Source organism: Bacteroides intestinalis, assembly GCF_003464595.1.
Classification (GTDB): Bacteria; Bacteroidota; Bacteroidia; order Bacteroidales; family Bacteroidaceae; genus Bacteroides; species Bacteroides intestinalis_A.
Map to the genome: position 1 here is coordinate 38,933 of NZ_QRZF01000017.1, position 17,151 is coordinate 56,083.

19 protein-coding genes are annotated in these 17,151 nt (G+C 41.1%); 5 read left to right on the forward strand and 14 right to left on the reverse strand.

Annotated elements, in window-relative coordinates:
• Positions 1 to 23: 23 nt before the first annotated feature.
• On the reverse strand, positions 24 to 470 hold the full coding sequence (locus DWW10_RS19275) for a NanQ anomerase/TabA/YiaL family protein (protein ID WP_007214042.1): 447 nt from the start codon (positions 468 to 470) through the stop codon (positions 24 to 26).
• Positions 471 to 509: 39 nt separating this feature from the next.
• A complete protein-coding gene (locus DWW10_RS19280) occupies positions 510 to 1,175 on the reverse strand; it encodes a DUF2461 domain-containing protein (RefSeq protein ID WP_007218413.1) in 666 nt (221 codons plus the stop codon).
• A gap of 300 nt (positions 1,176 to 1,475) precedes the next feature.
• On the opposite strand from DWW10_RS19280, the gene DWW10_RS19285 reads away from it, so the two are divergent.
• The gene (locus DWW10_RS19285; protein ID WP_022393546.1) at positions 1,476 to 1,712 is read left to right on the forward strand and encodes a DUF6965 family protein; all 237 of its coding nucleotides are present in this window, start codon (positions 1,476 to 1,478) and stop codon (positions 1,710 to 1,712) included.
• An 84-nt stretch (positions 1,713 to 1,796) separates the two neighbouring features.
• On the opposite strand, the gene DWW10_RS19290 is transcribed toward DWW10_RS19285, so the two are convergent.
• The 9 genes from DWW10_RS19290 to DWW10_RS19330 all read right to left on the reverse strand — a co-directional run bounded on the left by DWW10_RS19290 (position 1,797) and on the right by DWW10_RS19330 (position 10,933).
• Positions 1,797 to 3,494 carry an alpha-amylase family protein gene (locus DWW10_RS19290; protein WP_007214046.1) on the reverse strand — a complete coding sequence of 566 codons (1,698 nt, stop codon included), beginning with the start codon at positions 3,492 to 3,494 and terminating at the stop codon, positions 1,797 to 1,799.
• A 7-nt stretch (positions 3,495 to 3,501) separates the two neighbouring features.
• Complete coding sequence (locus DWW10_RS19295; protein WP_022210100.1) at positions 3,502 to 4,335, reverse strand: patatin-like phospholipase family protein; 834 nt, start codon at positions 4,333 to 4,335, stop codon at positions 3,502 to 3,504.
• 163 nt (positions 4,336 to 4,498) lie between these two features.
• The gene (locus DWW10_RS19300; protein ID WP_118487242.1) at positions 4,499 to 6,016 is read right to left on the reverse strand and encodes a 4Fe-4S binding protein; all 1,518 of its coding nucleotides are present in this window, start codon (positions 6,014 to 6,016) and stop codon (positions 4,499 to 4,501) included.
• Positions 6,017 to 6,043: 27 nt separating this feature from the next.
• A complete protein-coding gene (locus DWW10_RS19305) occupies positions 6,044 to 6,979 on the reverse strand; it encodes a DUF362 domain-containing protein (RefSeq protein WP_007218418.1) in 936 nt (311 codons plus the stop codon).
• Between the two features lie 38 nt (positions 6,980 to 7,017).
• Positions 7,018 to 7,413 carry a phosphoribosyltransferase gene (locus DWW10_RS19310; RefSeq protein ID WP_029328588.1) on the reverse strand — a complete coding sequence of 132 codons (396 nt, stop codon included), beginning with the start codon at positions 7,411 to 7,413 and terminating at the stop codon, positions 7,018 to 7,020.
• 24 nt (positions 7,414 to 7,437) lie between these two features.
• Positions 7,438 to 7,947 carry a hypothetical protein gene (locus tag DWW10_RS19315; RefSeq protein WP_007214052.1) on the reverse strand — a complete coding sequence of 170 codons (510 nt, stop codon included), beginning with the start codon at positions 7,945 to 7,947 and terminating at the stop codon, positions 7,438 to 7,440.
• Positions 7,948 to 8,099: 152 nt separating this feature from the next.
• A complete protein-coding gene (locus DWW10_RS19320) occupies positions 8,100 to 9,221 on the reverse strand; it encodes a DUF362 domain-containing protein (protein WP_022210096.1) in 1,122 nt (373 codons plus the stop codon).
• Positions 9,222 to 9,329: 108 nt separating this feature from the next.
• A complete protein-coding gene (locus DWW10_RS19325; protein WP_118422111.1) occupies positions 9,330 to 9,812 on the reverse strand; it encodes an HU family DNA-binding protein in 483 nt (160 codons plus the stop codon).
• Between the two features lie 230 nt (positions 9,813 to 10,042).
• Positions 10,043 to 10,933 (reverse strand): EamA family transporter, encoded by an 891-nt coding sequence (locus tag DWW10_RS19330; RefSeq protein ID WP_118422112.1) that lies wholly within the window; start codon positions 10,931 to 10,933, stop codon positions 10,043 to 10,045.
• Positions 10,934 to 11,229: 296 nt separating this feature from the next.
• Between DWW10_RS19330 and DWW10_RS19335 the strand changes: the two genes are divergently transcribed.
• Positions 11,230 to 11,982: a class I SAM-dependent methyltransferase gene (locus DWW10_RS19335; protein ID WP_118422113.1), complete on the forward strand. Its 753-nt coding sequence runs from the start codon at positions 11,230 to 11,232 to the stop codon at positions 11,980 to 11,982.
• Positions 11,983 to 11,998: 16 nt separating this feature from the next.
• Positions 11,999 to 12,826, forward strand: coding sequence for a class I SAM-dependent methyltransferase (locus tag DWW10_RS19340; protein ID WP_259320508.1), 828 nt, complete (start codon positions 11,999 to 12,001; stop codon positions 12,824 to 12,826).
• Positions 12,827 to 12,872: 46 nt separating this feature from the next.
• On the opposite strand, the gene DWW10_RS19345 is transcribed toward DWW10_RS19340, so the two are convergent.
• A complete protein-coding gene (locus DWW10_RS19345) occupies positions 12,873 to 13,355 on the reverse strand; it encodes an HU family DNA-binding protein (RefSeq protein ID WP_118422114.1) in 483 nt (160 codons plus the stop codon).
• 208 nt (positions 13,356 to 13,563) lie between these two features.
• Positions 13,564 to 14,418: a helix-turn-helix domain-containing protein gene (locus tag DWW10_RS19350; RefSeq protein ID WP_118422115.1), complete on the reverse strand. Its 855-nt coding sequence runs from the start codon at positions 14,416 to 14,418 to the stop codon at positions 13,564 to 13,566.
• A gap of 158 nt (positions 14,419 to 14,576) precedes the next feature.
• On the opposite strand from DWW10_RS19350, the gene DWW10_RS19355 reads away from it, so the two are divergent.
• Both DWW10_RS19355 and DWW10_RS19360 read left to right on the forward strand, forming a co-directional pair.
• Positions 14,577 to 15,362 carry an SDR family NAD(P)-dependent oxidoreductase gene (locus DWW10_RS19355; protein ID WP_118422116.1) on the forward strand — a complete coding sequence of 262 codons (786 nt, stop codon included), beginning with the start codon at positions 14,577 to 14,579 and terminating at the stop codon, positions 15,360 to 15,362.
• An 8-nt stretch (positions 15,363 to 15,370) separates the two neighbouring features.
• The gene (locus DWW10_RS19360) at positions 15,371 to 16,018 is read left to right on the forward strand and encodes an outer membrane beta-barrel protein (protein WP_118422117.1); all 648 of its coding nucleotides are present in this window, start codon (positions 15,371 to 15,373) and stop codon (positions 16,016 to 16,018) included.
• 107 nt (positions 16,019 to 16,125) lie between these two features.
• Here the strand turns inward: DWW10_RS19360 and DWW10_RS19365 are convergent, their stop codons facing one another.
• The gene (locus DWW10_RS19365; RefSeq protein WP_022392703.1) at positions 16,126 to 16,872 is read right to left on the reverse strand and encodes a DUF1349 domain-containing protein; all 747 of its coding nucleotides are present in this window, start codon (positions 16,870 to 16,872) and stop codon (positions 16,126 to 16,128) included.
• Positions 16,873 to 17,151: the final 279 nt, after the last annotated feature.

Sequence of the window (17,151 nt, forward strand, 5' to 3'; positions counted from 1 at the left end):
TGAGTTTTTGATTGATTGGATTATTATGCTTTCACTTTCACAATGACTTTCTTCACACCGTCGGGAGAAATGCCGGGAGCATGTCCGTCTTGAGGGAAGAATATAGCAAACATTCCAGGTTTTACAGTGATATAAGTTTCAGCCAGTCCTTCGAAGAAAGTAATATCTTTCTCTGCATTGTAGGGAGCATCAGCCGGTACGCAATCTTTTCCTGCGGTATAGCCCATTACTTCCGCACCGGAGAGAGGAATCTGGATATCTATAAATTCATTGTGTGTTTCCAGTTTGGCTTGTTCTTTAGCTTTAGGGGTAGTTTGAGCTACGTTTACAACCAGGTCTTTACCTTTCAGTTCGGTTTTGCCAACTTCCATCGCGTTCAAGTCATGCGATTGCAAGAATTCAATAGCTTGGGCGAACAAGGGGTTCAACGATGCATATTTTTCTAAATTTTCTAATCTATCTACTACCATAGCTTTAATGTTTTAAGTTAGTTATATTATTATCAAATTTTATTCAAAGTCGTCAATCGTGTAGTTCAGGAAATCAGCAAAAGGTTTCATTTGCTTGAAGATTTCCGCCGTACGATCCACGCAATCGGGTGCCAGAAAGAAGCTGTCCGGTTGATTGCAGTAACAGGTATATTCCTTGCATTTCAGATATTGTACATATTCAAAATCCTTTGGAAACCCTTTGGGAGCTGTTTTCAGGAAGTCTTCGCCTATTACCGGGAAGTATTGCTTGAAATCCGGATTTTCAACTATACCGCGAAATTCGTCTATGTTATCATACACTGCCTGTCGCACGGCTTTCAGCGTCTTAGGAGGCAGGCAATAGCTACCACCTGCCAACAGACAGTTGCCCGGTTCAATGTGAACATAGTAACCGCAGTGGTCTGATTTCTTACCGCGGGCGTTGATGTATCCGCCCAAATGAGTTTTATACGGGGTCTTGTCCTGCGAAAAGCGCGTATCACGATAAATCCGGTAAGTACAGTCTTTGACTTGAACGCCACGAATACTTTCATCGAAAAGCGAGATACGGGTAATTATAGCCGATAACAGGTTCTCAAATTCCCCACGGGCTTCTTCATACAAGTCCTTGTGAGCATTGAACCATTCGCGGTTATTGTTAGCGGACACTTCTTTTAAGAATTGAAAAATAACAGGGATGTTCATATTGGTATTTTCCTTATTATCTGACAAAATTACGCATAATTTTCCTAACATGCTACAAACAGGGACAAAAAAAGCATCGGCTCTGGTAAACCGATGCTCCTTACACATTTATCAATCAAACAGACGCTTCTGTTTTTGATGTACTTACTTATCACAAGCGGGTACAGTCTCCTTTAATTAATCTTATATCTAATACTATGAAAAACACAATAATATAACACGTCTCCACAGAAAAAGTTCGAAGGGGTATGTGTGTTTTTATCATTTGTTTATATCTTTGTAGAAAAATTATACGAACATATGGAATATAAGTATGATGAAGAAAGTGTGAATGCCTTGATGAAGTGGGCTGAGAACGCACAGTTACCCAAAGAGTTACAACTAAGTGAGGCCGAAAATATTGTGAATCTTAGACAATACGTAGTGGCAAATATAAACGATATCAAAGCGCATTATCCGGATGAGTTTTACAATCCGGCCATTACGCGTCTGTACAGACTGAAGGAAAAACTGGAAGGAGAAAGCACCACGGAGTAACACAGAGTTCCACAGAGTAATAAGGATTCTTTCGAATAAAGATTACTCTGTGGAACTCTGTGTTACTCCGTGGTGAAAATCTTATTATAACTTGATTTTCAATATCTTTCCACTATATCCTTCTACAGAAATTTCCGTAGCCTTATAAGGCAGTAAACTAATACTTTCCGTCTTTCCGGTTAGCAAATCTACCGCCGGATAAATATCCATCTGCGGTATTTGCAGGAAGTCAAAGGCATGAGAAGGCACATTGATAGCTACATCTACTGAAATGTGGTCAAAGTTCACGATAATGAACAATAACTCTTTTCCAGCTTTGCGCAAGAATGTGTATTGTTTATGCTCATTGAAGCGCCAGCCATTTGCGTTGGCATACATCAGATCGAAGAATTCTCCTTCAGTGATTGCTTTTTCTTTGTTGCAAAGCGTCAGGATGCGTTGGTAGATACTATAGATGTGTTTTTGGTCTTCCGTCAGCATCTTGCCATCGAACTTCCCACCATTCCGCCAACGACGTATGGTATCTACACTCCAATAATCAAAAATAGTAGTACGCCCATCTCTGCCACTGAAACCTTCGCTATCCATGCCCAGTTCACCGAATTCCTGCCCGAAATAAATCATCATCGGATTGGTATTCATACAAGCTGAAACAATCAGTCCCGGAATGGCTTTACGCGGATTGCCGGCGAAGAAATCAGAAGCAATGCGCTGTTCGTCATGGTTCTCCAGGAAATTCAGCATCCGTTTCTCAATGCCACCCAGACTTTGCCAGGAACGGGTAATGGCCGTAGCCGAATCATAGCCGCAAATCACATTGCGAAGCGTATCATAAAGTCCTACCTTATCATATAGATAATCAAATTTTCCGCGGAAAATGTAATTCTGATATTCTGCCGGATTATAAACCTCTGCAATGAATAACAAGTCAGGATGCTTTTCTTTCACTTGCGGAATCACCCATTCCCAGAATTCAACCGGAACCATTTCAGCCATATCACAACGAAAACCGTCGATATTCTTGTCTGCCCAGAAAAGAAGGATATCCAGCATCTTTGTCCAGGTGTCCGGAGTGGGATTGAAGTGACAGGTTCCACCATTCTGATAGTCCACTCCATAATTCAGCTTCACGGTTTCGTACCAGTCGGTGATATTGGGATAAGCATCGAAACGATTGTTTCCCGTAGCCTTGGCAGGACATTCTTTATAAGGTTCCGCAGCCGATCCTTTCATATCAAACTGACCATGCAATTCGGATTGAGGGATATAGTAAAAATTATTATATGGGCTGAAAGCGTAATTAGGATCATCATTTGCACCCAACTGTGAAGTTCCGTCAGGTTGTGCATCCGAATGATATTGGCGGGCAACGTGATTCGGAACAAAATCGATAATGACTTTCAGACCGCTACGATGAGTACGTTGTACCAGATTTTCAAATTCCTTCATACGTTCCTGTACATCGTTTGCCAAGTCCGGATCCACGTCATAATAATCCTTGATGGCATAAGGAGAGCCTGCTTTTCCCTTAACAATAGCCGGATGATCGGGACGTATGTTGTAACGGCGATAATCCGTTTGCGTGGCATGTTCTATGATACCGGTATACCAAATATGGGTAGCTCCCAACTTCTTTATTTCATTGAGTGCCTTGGCTGTAAAGTCCGCCATTTTACCGCATCCGTTTTCTGTTATGTTCCCGTTATTGATGCAGTGATTATGATTGTTACCAAACAAGCGCGTAAACACTTGATAGATAATCATTTTTTCATCTTTCCCCATTCTATTTTTATTTTATGATTTGATAATTACTTTCATCTTTCCAGATGGTTCCCTGATCCGCTTTCAACTGATCCAGAAGAGCGTTAGCGGCATTGTATCCCTGCATAAATATTTCTTCTGCTTTTTCCAGTTCGGTATTGCTGTATCCATCCAGGTTATACGGTTCTATTAATAAATCCGCTTTTTCCCGTTCGGGGAACGTATTGGCACGGAACATGAAGTGGTAGGAACGCATGGCAATACTTACAATATTCATCTTATATTTGTTCGCCAGTAGCGGACTAACATTTACTGCCACCACTTTGCTGCAAACACGTCGGATGGTAGATACAGGTAAGTTCATAAACACCCCACCATCTACATAATGCGTTCCTTCTATTTTTACAGGAGAGAAAAGGACAGGCATACAACAGGAAGCCGCCACACGTTCGGCAATATTCCCTTTGTGGAAATGCACCACACGTCCGTGATCGAGGTCGGTTGCAGTGATGATGAGAGGTATTTGCAATTCTTCCATCGTCTTTGCTTTCAGATTGGTTTTCAGGAAATCAATAAATTCGCCTAACTCGAACAATCCCACTTTCGGGATGACTAATTTGGTCAGATCCTGGAACTTATGCCCGGAGAAGTAATCCAGCACTTTATGCGGTTCGTTACCGTCTGCATAAAACACGCCTGCCAAAGCCCCTGCGCTTACTCCCGAAAGGATATTAGGTTTGATGTCATGTTCCAACAATGACTGCATCACGCCCAGATGTGCGAAACCCTTGATAAAACCACCGCTCAAAGCATATCCTATAGGATATTTGTTCGTAAACCAATTATTTGATGTTGCCTCCATGTAAAAAATCTACCATATATTTGTTCGCCACGAAATTAGTGATTTTATCGTAGGTTGAAAGTAAAAAGGGAGAAAAATGTGCTAAGTATAGAGAAAAAGCAACGCCTGCCCCCAATTTATACAATCGAAGACAGGCGTCAGTGGGAATCGGGAAAATATTTAATCAAAAGCCAAAATCATCTACCTGAATTTCTTCCTGATGATTATCGGTGAAGGGTTTAGCCTCTTGCTGTACGGCATTTCCTTCGATGTATACGGCGCGGAAGGGGCGGGCAGGGCAGACGTATTCACAACCGCCACAACCTACACAAATTTCCGTATCTATATGAGGAATTGTCAATCCGTCCTTGAAAGGAATCATCGACAGAGCTTGCGTAGGACAATGTTCCGAACAAGCCCCACAACTGGTTCCGTCGCGGTAGACGATGCAGTTTTCCTCGATGAAGACAACTTTACCCATCTGTGTCAGGTGTTTCTGCTCTTTCGTCAGTGGCAGGATAGCTCCATTCGGACAAACATCCCCGCATACGGTACAATCAAAATTACAGAAACCCTTTTCAAAGAAAACGGTCGGTTGCATCATTCCCCCTAAACCATACTCCATAAAAGCAGGCTTCAGTACATGAGAGGGGCATTTGCTGACACACAGGTGGCACGAGGTGCAATGTGCCTGAAAATGTTCCAGACTGATAGATCCCGGCGGTGTTATAGGCGTCTGACGTTTATCACTTTTCATTCCGGCTGCCGCAGCTGCTACGTTCTGGGCTTGTGCCATTACTTTGGGAGTTGCAGCGGCAGTTGTCAGCCCGGCAAGTAAAAAACGGCGTTTGGAAGTGTCAGTCACCTGTTTCTCTGTTTTGAGGGGAGTGGTATAACTAAGTGCGTTCTGACGACATTCACCCAGACAATCGAAACAATCTACGCAACGACTGTAGTCAATAGTCTGTTCCGGACTATTAATACATGAGGCTTTGCATTTAGTGGCACACAGTCCGCAATGATTGCATTTTTCTGTATCGATACGTACTTTAAATAGTGAGAAGCGGCTTAGAAAGCCAAGCAGCGTACCTACCGGGCATATTGTGTTGCACCAGGTACGTCCGTATTTCCATGCCAGAAAGCCAACCACCAAGAACGTCAACAGTCCGATAACAAAGGACGAGATACTCAGAAGAGAAGCGTCCACCTGATAGAAAGTATAGTTATTAAAACTTGAAAATATGCTTTCCAGCAAATTGTTCCCTAACATATACACAGGTTTAAACACATTGACCGTCATACGTCCGAAAGCGCTGTAAGGATCGAGCAGACCTAAAATGACCGTAAATCCGAAAAGAAAAGCTATCGCCGTTACACCCAATACTCCCCAGCGCAGTATATTCCTGGCAGGCGAGTAGCGGAAACGTTTCTTTTTCTTTGCTGTTTTTTTAGAAATCCAGGTCACTATATCCTGAAAGATACCCATCGGACAAATTGTAGAGCAATAGATACGTCCCAATAACAAGGTAATCAGTATCAGCACTGCCAGGATAATAAAACTGAGTGACATCAATGCCGGCACAAACTGTATATGTGCCAGTCTGTGGAAACTATTTGGCAATATTTCCGCAAAATCCAGAAAATAAAAGGTTATCAGCCCGAAGATAACAACGGACAATATAATACGTGCTTTTCTCAACATAAGTGTGTATACTTTATATCGCTTGAATTAAAGCTTGATACGCTTCACATTCAGCTTATCCAAATCCATCGTTCCAATCTTCAATGCCTGCCCGTTAGCAAGGTGAGCTACACTTTCAAGCGGCATTTCGCGAACTTGGTTAAAGAATTTGGTGGCAGCCGTATCTACGGCCACAATATCCTGTGAAATAAATAATCCTTTGGTCAATACCACATCCGAAGCAGAACGTCCACGCGGACCATTGGTTTTCAAAACGCGATAGGCATCCACCACATTCAGTACTGCTTTCTTATCCATTGTGCAGATATCGGCAATACATTGCTGCAAGTCGTTGGAATGGAAGAAACCGCGATCCCAGACAATACCCATGTGGTTCTTCATGGAAATCGTCAAGTTGGCGCCGCCATGGTTTTTCAGGATGGGCACATTGATCCATACATCACTGTTCAGAATAGCTTCGTGTACCTTGGCACTTTTCATGCGTACGCCTTTGGGCAATGAGACTGGTTTGTAGTAGCTTTCCAGATGAGCCGGCATAACCTTGGCACCCGCAGCTTTGGCAGCTTCTTCAATGCCGCTGTTCTTGTAGCACTTCTGCCAGTCATCACAAGTATGATCAAAAACCGTAACTTCCTTGGCACCTGCGGCAAGACATTGCTTCACAATTTCCGCAACCAGTTTCGGATTCGTATTACCGGCCAGTTCGGGTACTTTATCCCAACCAATATTCGGTTTAACCACTACCTTTTGTCCCGGTTTGATAAATTGTTTCATGCCACCCATTTCTGTAATAGCACGCCTGAACATCGCTTCCGGTTCTCCACCCATCACAGCTACCAGATCCACCTTACCGCCGCCAGCATTTGTCAGCTTTTGCGCCAGTATGTCCATTGCTTCGGAACGTTGCACGGTCATCACCGCCCCCGTTACCGCCAGAGTCTTTAAGAAATCCCTTCTATCCATAGGCCCTTCAGATTATTAATCTATTAATTATCAATTATTCATAGTATCCATGGGAACTTAAAACACGTCTCATCAAACAAGGCATAATCTGCCGTACCATTGACTGCGAATGTTTTTATCAGACGTGCCTCTTTCAGTAATTCGCACGCCAGACGAATGGTAGAGCCTGTCTTAATACGGTCATCTACCAATAAGATGCTTTTATCTTTAAAATCAAAGTCAACCGGAGCGAGCAACTGGGGTGCATCGTACTTCGGATGCTGGTATTCATCTCGCAAATTGATACGTAGCAGATGCACTTCTTTTTGCAATCGCTGGTTGATGATACCTGCCGGAACGATACCGCCATTAGCAATAGCCACGATCATATCAAAATCATCGTGGAATTCAATTGTGCGGAAGCGTTCCAGCACTTCTTCCATTGTTTTTGCCATATTGTTATGGGAGATAGTCTATTATTAAAGTTTGGAAATAGCTTTCAGCAGAGCGTAACCACCGAACCATTGGATCAGCATACCCGGAATACCGATACGGAAATCTTGTACGGCCAGGAAGAAGTTACCACATATAGCCCATTCAAAAGCAGTGCCTATCACCTGGTAAGCAAGAATCACACCAAGCAATGCAACTAAGGATATCTTCTTTGTATATCGTGCGGCAAATGCAGCGGCTCCTGCAAGCAAACCGGATTTTATCAGCAATACAGGCAATGCAGCGGCAGCGGGCATACCAAACAGTAAATGATTAATCACCGGAGAAAGTAAAGCTGTAAGCAGTCCTACACGGAAACCGAATTTATAGGCAGCAATCAGTGTAAAGAAATAGATAGGCAGCAAAGTCGGTCCGCCCATGGGAACCAGATGGCAAAGCTGCGGCAATGCTATATTTCCTGCAACAAATAAGAATGCAAACAAATAGGTCTTCACGTTACTGAACGACAAAGAGTAGAGTTTAGCAGATGTTTCCATTATTCAATGATTAGATTTTAATTTGTTATTATTATGTTTCTTCAAGATACAAAAGTAGGAGATGAGCGCTCATTTTGTTTGAGGATTTGTCTCAATCCTTACAGGTTTTGTATCGCTAGATTTATATTAAGACTCTTTCGGACGGAAAAGGTTTAAATCTTCACCAATTCATATTGCATATTGCCCAATCCGATCTTTTCCGCATGGCGCAATCCAGCCAGCCAGTCCGTATCCGGGTGCATCATGTGGAACTTGTCATGGCCGCACAAATCATCGTGCTCATGTCCGGCAGAAAGGCGGTTACCCGTGTGCAGTATAGGAGCCTGGATCACCATATCCGCGCACGCTTTATCCAGAGCCACCGGGTCTGTAGAAGCCAGAATACCGAGGTCGGGTACAATGGCGGCATCATTATGATTCCAACAGTCACATTCCGGAGATACATTCATTATAAAACTGATGTGGAAGTTGGGCTTATCTTTCACTACGGCCAGTGAATATTCGGCAATCTTATAGTTTAAGCGTTCGGACGTATCTTCATCGCCCATAATGGCGCCGTCATACTGGCACAAGGCGACACACTGCCCGCAACCTACGCATTTCGCGTAATCTATTTCTGCTTTGCGTCCTGCATTCAGATGTACGGCGTCGTGTGCACAGTGCTTCACGCAGATATTGCAGCCGATGCAACTTCCCGTATCTATTTTGGGTTGAGAGGCCGAATGTAGTTCCAATTTTCCGGCTACGCTGGCACAGCCCATGCCTAAATTCTTTAAAGCTCCGCCAAAACCGGCTTGTTCGTGCCCTTTAAAGTGATTCATGCTGATGATAATATCCGCATCGGCTATGGCAGTACCAATCTTAGGGGCGGCACAGTACTCACCGTTCAAGGGAATTTCCCGGCAATCCGTACCTTTCAATCCATCTCCGATGATAACCTGACATTGGGCGGATATAGGATTATAACCGTTTTCCATTGCGCTTTGCAGGTGATCGACGGCATTGGCACGACGGCCTGAATATAGTGTGTTACAGTCCGTCAAGAAAGGTTTTGCACCATTGTTGCGCAATAGGTTTGCCATGCGAGCCGCGTAGTTCGGGCGAAGATAAGCAAGGTTTCCCGGCTCACCGAAGTGAATCTTGATAGCGACAAAACTGTCTTTTAAGGGTAGCTGTTCAATACCTGCCCGCTTTACCAGACGCTCCATCTTATCCAGAAGATTGGAAGTAGGAGAGGTACGCAGGTCTGTGTAGTAGACTTTTGATGTTTCCATATTACCTATTTATAGTTATAATATGTGCAAAAATAAGAGATATTATCCATATAAATAGGTATGGAAACAAAAAAAGTAGCGAAGTTCTTTCGCTACTTTAATTTGGCATTATCCTAACGGATCATCCTCTATACCACCGTCACCTCCTTGGTTGCCGCCGCTACCGTTACCACCGGAACTGCTTCCATCCGTATAATCTGTATCGATGGGAATGGCGCGGGTTACGCTCATTTCTCCCAAAGTACGTTGGAAAATCTTCCCCGGAGTGAATACAATACGCTTACGTACTATATTGCTTGTCGTAACTCCTTCCGCAGTATCTGCGCTTTTGGCCTTAATGGTGGGGCGGAAGATGCCGAACTCTCCCAATTGAACGCTCTTTCCGTCATCAATATCCTCCGCCATCATATCAACCAGACCGCTGACTACCAAGTCTACCACTTTTCGATGGACTCCGCAAAGTCGGCTGACCTTTGCACACGTTTTACTAAAACTCATTTGTCCCGAACGTACAGATTTTGCTACATACTTCTCAGTCTTTGTGTCGTCAAAGCCAAACACTCTCTTGGTCACTACATACTCTAAAGCCATAATAATTAAAGTTTAATAGGTTAAAAAAATAAGGTTTACTGTTGTCATTTGTTTCAGATGACTTTGCAAAGGTACTATATGGCACAAGGGAGATTGTCCCCTTTCGGTACCTTTAAACGAATAATTCGGAGGAAAATATTAATATACATTTTTATCTAAATAAGAACCAATACTTTACCCCAAATACCGTGCGATTCTTTTTTTATCTTATTATCGTAAAACCTATATATTCACCTTTTAAATTTATAAACTTTATAATAATTCATTATGCAAATAGATGCAAGCATAATCACTATTCCAACAACTTGCAGGGAACCTATTTGCTCTTTCAACACTATTCTTGCACAAATAATGGCAACGGGAAGCTCTACAGTCATTAGTATAGAACTGATACCGGCACCAATCTTTGAAATGCCGGAGGCAAACAAGGCTGTCGGAACAGTCGTGCCCACAACGGCAAGAAATATAGCCCAACAGAAAAATTTGTCATTTAGATAATCACTTGACAGAATTATTTCACTGTTTATTGAAAATAGACACAATGAAGATCCCATCATTATAACCATGCTTTTAGTTTGCCAACGAACACTCTTGCTAACCCGACTGTTGGCTATGATATACACGGTATAAGTGAGTGAAGAGCTTAATGCAAACAGGACACCTTTCATCGAAAACTCCCATGCTTCTGCCCCAAGGATATTTCCAGCCATTATCGTTCCGACCAAGATAAATGAAACAGTAATCAATTCGGGTTTGGACGGTTTGCTTTTAAATATAAGCCATTCCAACAACAGGCTGAACCATGTGAACTGCATAAGGATGACGATAGCCAATGATGCCGAGATGTAACTTACGGATTCATAATAAAAGAAATTCGTTAGTCCGATAGCACTGCCTGTAAAAAGTAAGAATATAAAATTGCCGAAGGTCAACTTACCCTTGATATTCTTTCTTGTGGAAAAAGCATATATTGCAAGTAATAAGGCGGCGATAAAAGCCTGCCAAAAAGATATTTCAGCGGCATTGAAGCCTTTTGTGTACGATAGTTTCACAAAGGAAGACATCGTACCATACATGGTTCCACCGAGCAGAACCATGAAAATGTATTTCAGATTTTTCATTTCAAAGTTGTTTTTATATTAATAAAACCAAAAGATTTGGCTGAACAACCTTGAAAAGGAATAGGCATAATCCTTCTATTCCAATACCCTTGAAAGGTAGGAAAATGATATAAATGGAATCCGGTTGCTCAGCTTTTAGACTGCTACCGGGGGATTGTTTGTAGTAAACAGGTTATTGTAATACATCTATAGTTCTCTTAAGAATAGCTGCAAAGATAGGAAAAAACACGATAAATAGTACTACCTTTGTATGTTTAACAGTAAATATTAGTACTCACCAGATATTGAAGAGTCAGATGAATAGCAATTATAAAGTTGGGGATTTAATTTATGATGCGAATATTTATGATGGAATGAATACCCACATAGATGATTTGCTATTTTACAAGCGATGGCTGCCTAAAAACAAGGATGCCTGTATACTTGAACTTTGTTGCGGTACAGGCAGACTTACTATTCCGATAGCACAGGAAGGATATGATATCAGCGGGGTAGACTACACTGCTTCTATGCTTGAACAAGCGAAAACAAAAGCTGCCGGAGCAGGATTAGAAATAGAATTTATTGAGGCTGACATCAGAACTCTCGACTTAAAGAAGAAATATGACCTTGTCTTTATTCCTTTCAATTCGATCCATCATTTATATCAAAATGAAGATTTGTTTAAAGCATTACGTGTGATTAAAAATCATCTCAAAGCAGGAGGCATATTTTTGTTAGATTGTTTTAATCCCAATATCCAATACATTGTAGAACATGAAAAAGAACCAATAGAAATTGCTGAATATACCACCAAAGATGGGAGAGAAGTATTGATAAAGCAGATTATGCGATACGAGAGCAAAACTCAGATAAATCGCATAGAATGGCACTATTTCATTAATGGTGAGTTTGATTCGGTTCAGAATTTGGATATGAGGTTATTCTTTCCTCAAGAGTTAGATTCATACCTGGAATGGAACGGTTTTAAAATTCTTCATAAGTTTGGCAGTTTTGAAGAAGAAGCATTTTGTGATCATTCGGAAAAGCAGATATTTGTTTGCCAATGAGCTATTAATGAATAATATGAAAGACTATCTACAAGAAAGCATGAGAATCATAGATCATAAACCTGTTTTATTTGAAAAGTCCGCTCATAATATTTGGACCGACCCGTATATTCAGCAGCAGATATTAAAAGATCACCTTGATCCGCAATCTGATGGTGCAAGCCGGAAGCAGGAATCAGTTCTGAAGATAGTGGATTTCATACTCCAGCACACAAAGCCCCAAAGTCATTTGCTTGATTTAGGTTGCGGTCCGGGACTGTACACATCGCTTTTAGCAGATAAGGATTATATGGTGACGGGCATTGATTTTAATAAAGCTTCTATAGAATATGCCATTGGAAAACGGGAGGAAATCAACTATATTTTGGGTGACTACATCAATAATTATTCTATGGGTAAGTACGATGCAATCACCATGATCTATTGTGATATGGGAACCCATCCGGATAGTGATCGCGACCGATTGCTGGACAATATATATCTTTCGCTGGCTGATGGAGGCGTTCTCATTTTTGATATTTTCTCGGAAGGGATTATTGATGACAGACAGGAAAGCCGGAATTGGGAATATGCCCCTTGCGGTGGGTTCTGGAATGAAAGTGAATATTTACTTCTAAGCCAGACATTTCATTATCCGGAGAACAAAGCTTTTGCATATCAATATAACCTGATACTTGAAGACACAGCCAAACATTTCATCATTTGGGAAAGGTATTATTCGGAGGAAGAAATAACAAGTATATTGAAAAAGGTAGGATTTCGTAAAATATCTATTTATAAAGAACTACTCGGCAAGAATGATTTTACATCGAGCTGTGAAATTTTTATAGTAGCAGAAAAGTGAGTAGCGAAAGAACTTCACAACTCACTTTTCACTCTGATAAGGAGATTTATCCTAATGGATTTTCATCCAAACCGCCGTCACCGCCCTGATTTCCACCACTGCCGTTACCACCAGAACTGCTTCCGTCCGTATAATCTGTATCAACGGGAATAGAACGTGTCACGCTCATTTCTCCCAAAGTACGTTGGAAAATCTTTCCCGGAGTAAATACAATACGCTTGCGCACTATATTACTTGCCGTTACACCTTCCGCTGTATCCGCACTTTTAGCCTTAATGGTGGGGCGGAAGATGCCGAACTCTCCTAATTGAACACTTTTTCCGTCATCAATATCCTCCGCCATCATATCAACCAGACCGCTGACTACTAAATCTACTACCTTTCGGTGGATTCCGCAAAGTCGACTAACCTTTGCACACGTTTTACTAAAACTCATCTGTCCCGAACGTACAGATTTCGCTACGTACTTCTCTGTCTTTGTGTCGTCAAAGCCAAACACTCTTTTGGTCACTACATACTCTAAAGCCATAATAGTTAAAGTTTAATTGGTTAAAAAAATAAGGTTCACTTGCCATCATTTATTTCTGATGACATTGCAAAGATAGGATGTAGTGCGGGAAGTATTGTACTCTTTTGATGCCTTGGAGTGGGTTTTTCTGAGAAAAGTTGTAAATGAATGATTTAAAGCGTGTTGCAGAAATCATAAAAACATTCTTAAACAGAATGCTTTTATGATTTCACAGTCTGTATTCTTTGGGTGTCATCCCCATGTGTCTCTTGAAGTATTTCGTGAAGAAAGAAGGATTGTCAAAGCACAGTATATCACTGACTTGTTGGATTGTCATGTCTGTTGACTTCAGCAACGCTTTCGCTTCGAGGATAACATGGTCGTCAATCCATTCATTGGCTGCTTTTCCTGTCGTGTCTTTGATTACTTTCGCTATATGTTTACTGGTCAGGCACAGTTTGTCGGCGTAGAATTTCAACATACGTTCCTTATAGAAATATTGCTTCACCAATGCCAAAAAACTTTCCACAAGCTGTTCGTTATGCGTTTTAGGGTTGTTAGCTTCCGAATGGAAATAAAACCGGAGTCCGTACATGAAAGCAAGCATCAAGTGCCTTGCTACTTCTGATCTGTGAGGATTTTCTTTCATCTGCATTGCTTTTTTCATCATGGAGAAATAATTCTCCAAACTGTGTGTTGCCTCTTCGCTTAACGGCTGGCAAGGCTTGTTCTCTACCGACATGGTAAGTGGTAGACGGTCTTTTATCTCCAGCAACAGATTGTCCGTAAAACGTTTCGACATTATCAGGACTTGCCCCTTGAAGTCCCTACTAATGGATTTCATCTCCAGTACTTTGTCCGCAAGCAGAACAACAAGACTTGGGGCATGGGCCGTGAAGCGCTCTAAACCTATTTCACCATCCAAATAACCTTCTTGGCACAATACTATTGTCGTCACATTCGCTTTAAATGGCTCAAGGGGAATATCCGTCAATACAGGGGCGTCCATTATAATGAAGTCCTCGCCGATTGATTTCATAGCAACATCCTTTATTGCATGCTTCCAGTCTATATAACTTTCCATATCTTTTTGTAATGCGTATAATTTACTGCAAAAATAGATGTATTTCTGGGTATATACAAGTATGATACGACCTTTATACCTTTTTATGCACTCTATGTATTGTCTCTAATGTTTTATAAGCCTGTAGTTTTGCAGTCGAAAATAAAAATACATTGATTATGGAATTAAAAGACAAAAGAATCTTAGTCACCGGAGGTGGCAGTGGTATGGGGCGTGAGCTTATTCTTACCTTATTAGAAAAAGGCTGTTATGTGATAGCAGTTGATATAAATGAGGATGGACTGAAAGAGACATACCGTCTGACCGGAAGCCACAAACGTTTTACTTATGCAGTGACTGACATTGCTGATACCCGGGCAGTGAATTGCTTGGCAAATAACATCTTATCATGCAGTGACATAGATGGAGTGATAAACAATGCTGGCATCATTCAGCCTTTTCTCCATACGGAATTTATTGCCCATGATGTCGCCAAACGCATTTTTAACGTGAATTTTTGGGGAACACTGAACATGATTCAATCTTTTCTCCCGCACTTGAAAAAACGTCCAAATGCAATGCTAGTAAACGTTTCAAGTATGGGCGGATTTCTTCCTATTCCGGGGCAATCCATCTATGGAGCATCAAAAGCAGCGGTTAAGATGTTGTCGGAAAGTCTTAACATTGAACTGCGAAGTACGAACGTTAAAGTTATCACGGTTTTTCCGGGAGCAATGAACACGGATATTAAGAAAAATTCTGAAATTGCAGACGATGCGACATTGGAGAATGCAAAAAATGCCTTACAACCGAATGTGGCAGCCCGTATTATTATAACAGCAGTGGAGAAGGAAAATGCTACGATTTATATAGGCGAAGATTCTAAAATGATGAGACAATTGTACGAGATTGATCCGGAAAGGGCAATAAATGTGATTTCATCAACTATAAACCATAAAATTTAAAACAAGATATGTATAAAGAAAAAATTTTATTTGTCCTTTTGATGTTTTCTCTCAGTCTGACACAAGTAAAGGGGCAGGGATTTGTGAAAAAACTGATGTCAAAGATGTATGCCGGTCCCAAAATAGAAGCCAATGCATCCAATTTCTTTTTGTCAGACATGAAGGGAACGAAAAGTAAAATGGGGATTGGCGGTTCAGTTGGAGGTTTTATCGGGCTTAGAGTATCATCTCATTTCGCCATACAAGAAGACTTCTCTGTGTATTACAGGACTTCTATGCTTGAACGGGAATTTGTGAATCATGATATCAAGAACATTGGTACACAAATGACTATTTATGGTATTGGAAAATGGAAGATTGGCAATGGAAACGTCATGGTTGGAGCCGGTCCGTTTGCAGAGTTTGGAATAAATGCCAAGAGTAAATCAAATGGAGTTGAAACGGATTTGTATAAACAGGACGTTGATGGCAATACGTCATTAAAGCGGTTTAATGCCGGGGCTGCACTGACAGTTGGGTATGAATTTCGGTTTGGTTTGCAGGTATGCGCTTCCTATAAATTAGGCTTGCTTGATGTACTCGATGCACAAAGAAACACTGCTACTCTACGTCCGGGTATCATCAGCTTGGGAATTGCTTATACTTTATCGAAATAAGTTTTTGGAGAGTATAGTTCTAATGTTTAAATGGTGTGGGGAGGGCTTTTCAGTCATTCCCACACCTTAAAAGGTAAGTGTTTACTCTTTTTTATAACTTTCAAAGTTTATTCTCCCAAGCGGAAATCGCTAACATTATCGTGAGACAAAGAAATTTCTTCAAAACGACTTGTGCAGCTGCCTTTTTGAGGACACTGGCTGCTGATGCCCAAATAGATGTTCTTTGGATAATAATTCTTGTATAGACGAACCATGTTCCATCTTTTCTTGTCGATGGAATAATAGCTGGCAATGGTTTTTGTATCAGATGAAATCTTCAGGTAAACAGATGAAACATCTAATTTATCATGATTATTATCATCGGATGTTCCTTGTGTTCTTACTGTAACAATACGGTGGTTACCGTATTCATCCTGTTCAAATGCCAGTTTCTGCCAAAGTGAATCACAAGAATATACAAAAAGGTCGGCTGCATTATACAATCCCTCTGTTGTAAACTCCGGAGTAACCTTGGCTATTAACGTAAAAGGTTTCGTGTTCTCAACGGGGACAAGCAGAATAGGAAGCGTTGTATTTGACAGTTTTCCATTCGGGTCACTGAAGAAATCCAGTCCTTCGGCACAATGGAATTCCAATGCGCCATCATCAAGCAGTTTCACGCAATTTTCAGCTCCATTGATGGCATTAGTGAAAGTGATGTTTCCCGCACTGATTTTGCAATCTGTAACTTTGTTCATAACTGTTTCGTTCATTGTTTGTTGAGACTCATCTTGCTTGGCAGAATTGTTAGATTGGCAAGAAGCCAATATGATGCTTCCTGCAAGAATTACTTGACAAATAGTATTACTTTTCATTGCTTAATAGATTATGAATGATTAATTTTTTGCAAAAATAGTCTGTTTCGGCCATTCACACAATGGTGAAAAATAACCAAATTCATAACGAGACAATAAACTATTTGGAGCTAGATTCGGAACTCGATCAAAAAGCCACTTCTACGAATTACGTAAATAACAAATCAGATAAGCTCTGATTATCAGAAGTATAAAAAATGAATTATTTGCGTAATTCGTGTAATTTGTGTTCTAAGCTTTATTTTGATACCCTCTTTAGATTTTATTTTCTGTATTCTT

Excerpts from the sequence above, each read along its gene's own strand:
- DWW10_RS19275 (WP_007214042.1), bottom strand. The coding sequence starts at position 470 with ATGGTAGTAGATAGATTAGAAAATTTAGAAAAATATGCATCGTTGAAC.
- DWW10_RS19280 (WP_007218413.1), bottom strand. The coding sequence starts at position 1,175 with ATGAACATCCCTGTTATTTTTCAATTCTTAAAAGAAGTGTCCGCTAAC.
- DWW10_RS19285 (WP_022393546.1), top strand. The coding sequence starts at position 1,476 with ATGGAATATAAGTATGATGAAGAAAGTGTGAATGCCTTGATGAAGTGG.
- DWW10_RS19290 (WP_007214046.1), bottom strand. The coding sequence starts at position 3,494 with ATGGGGAAAGATGAAAAAATGATTATCTATCAAGTGTTTACGCGCTTG.
- DWW10_RS19295 (WP_022210100.1), bottom strand. The coding sequence starts at position 4,335 with ATGGAGGCAACATCAAATAATTGGTTTACGAACAAATATCCTATAGGA.
- DWW10_RS19300 (WP_118487242.1), bottom strand. The coding sequence starts at position 6,016 with ATGTTGAGAAAAGCACGTATTATATTGTCCGTTGTTATCTTCGGGCTG.
- DWW10_RS19305 (WP_007218418.1), bottom strand. The coding sequence starts at position 6,979 with ATGGATAGAAGGGATTTCTTAAAGACTCTGGCGGTAACGGGGGCGGTG.
- DWW10_RS19310 (WP_029328588.1), bottom strand. The coding sequence starts at position 7,413 with ATGGCAAAAACAATGGAAGAAGTGCTGGAACGCTTCCGCACAATTGAA.
- DWW10_RS19315 (WP_007214052.1), bottom strand. The coding sequence starts at position 7,947 with ATGGAAACATCTGCTAAACTCTACTCTTTGTCGTTCAGTAACGTGAAG.
- DWW10_RS19320 (WP_022210096.1), bottom strand. The coding sequence starts at position 9,221 with ATGGAAACATCAAAAGTCTACTACACAGACCTGCGTACCTCTCCTACT.
- DWW10_RS19325 (WP_118422111.1), bottom strand. The coding sequence starts at position 9,812 with ATGGCTTTAGAGTATGTAGTGACCAAGAGAGTGTTTGGCTTTGACGAC.
- DWW10_RS19330 (WP_118422112.1), bottom strand. The coding sequence starts at position 10,933 with ATGAAAAATCTGAAATACATTTTCATGGTTCTGCTCGGTGGAACCATG.
- DWW10_RS19335 (WP_118422113.1), top strand. The coding sequence starts at position 11,230 with ATGAATAGCAATTATAAAGTTGGGGATTTAATTTATGATGCGAATATT.
- DWW10_RS19340 (WP_259320508.1), top strand. The coding sequence starts at position 11,999 with ATGAAAGACTATCTACAAGAAAGCATGAGAATCATAGATCATAAACCT.
- DWW10_RS19345 (WP_118422114.1), bottom strand. The coding sequence starts at position 13,355 with ATGGCTTTAGAGTATGTAGTGACCAAAAGAGTGTTTGGCTTTGACGAC.
- DWW10_RS19350 (WP_118422115.1), bottom strand. The coding sequence starts at position 14,418 with ATGGAAAGTTATATAGACTGGAAGCATGCAATAAAGGATGTTGCTATG.
- DWW10_RS19355 (WP_118422116.1), top strand. The coding sequence starts at position 14,577 with ATGGAATTAAAAGACAAAAGAATCTTAGTCACCGGAGGTGGCAGTGGT.
- DWW10_RS19360 (WP_118422117.1), top strand. The coding sequence starts at position 15,371 with ATGTATAAAGAAAAAATTTTATTTGTCCTTTTGATGTTTTCTCTCAGT.
- DWW10_RS19365 (WP_022392703.1), bottom strand. The coding sequence starts at position 16,872 with ATGAAAAGTAATACTATTTGTCAAGTAATTCTTGCAGGAAGCATCATA.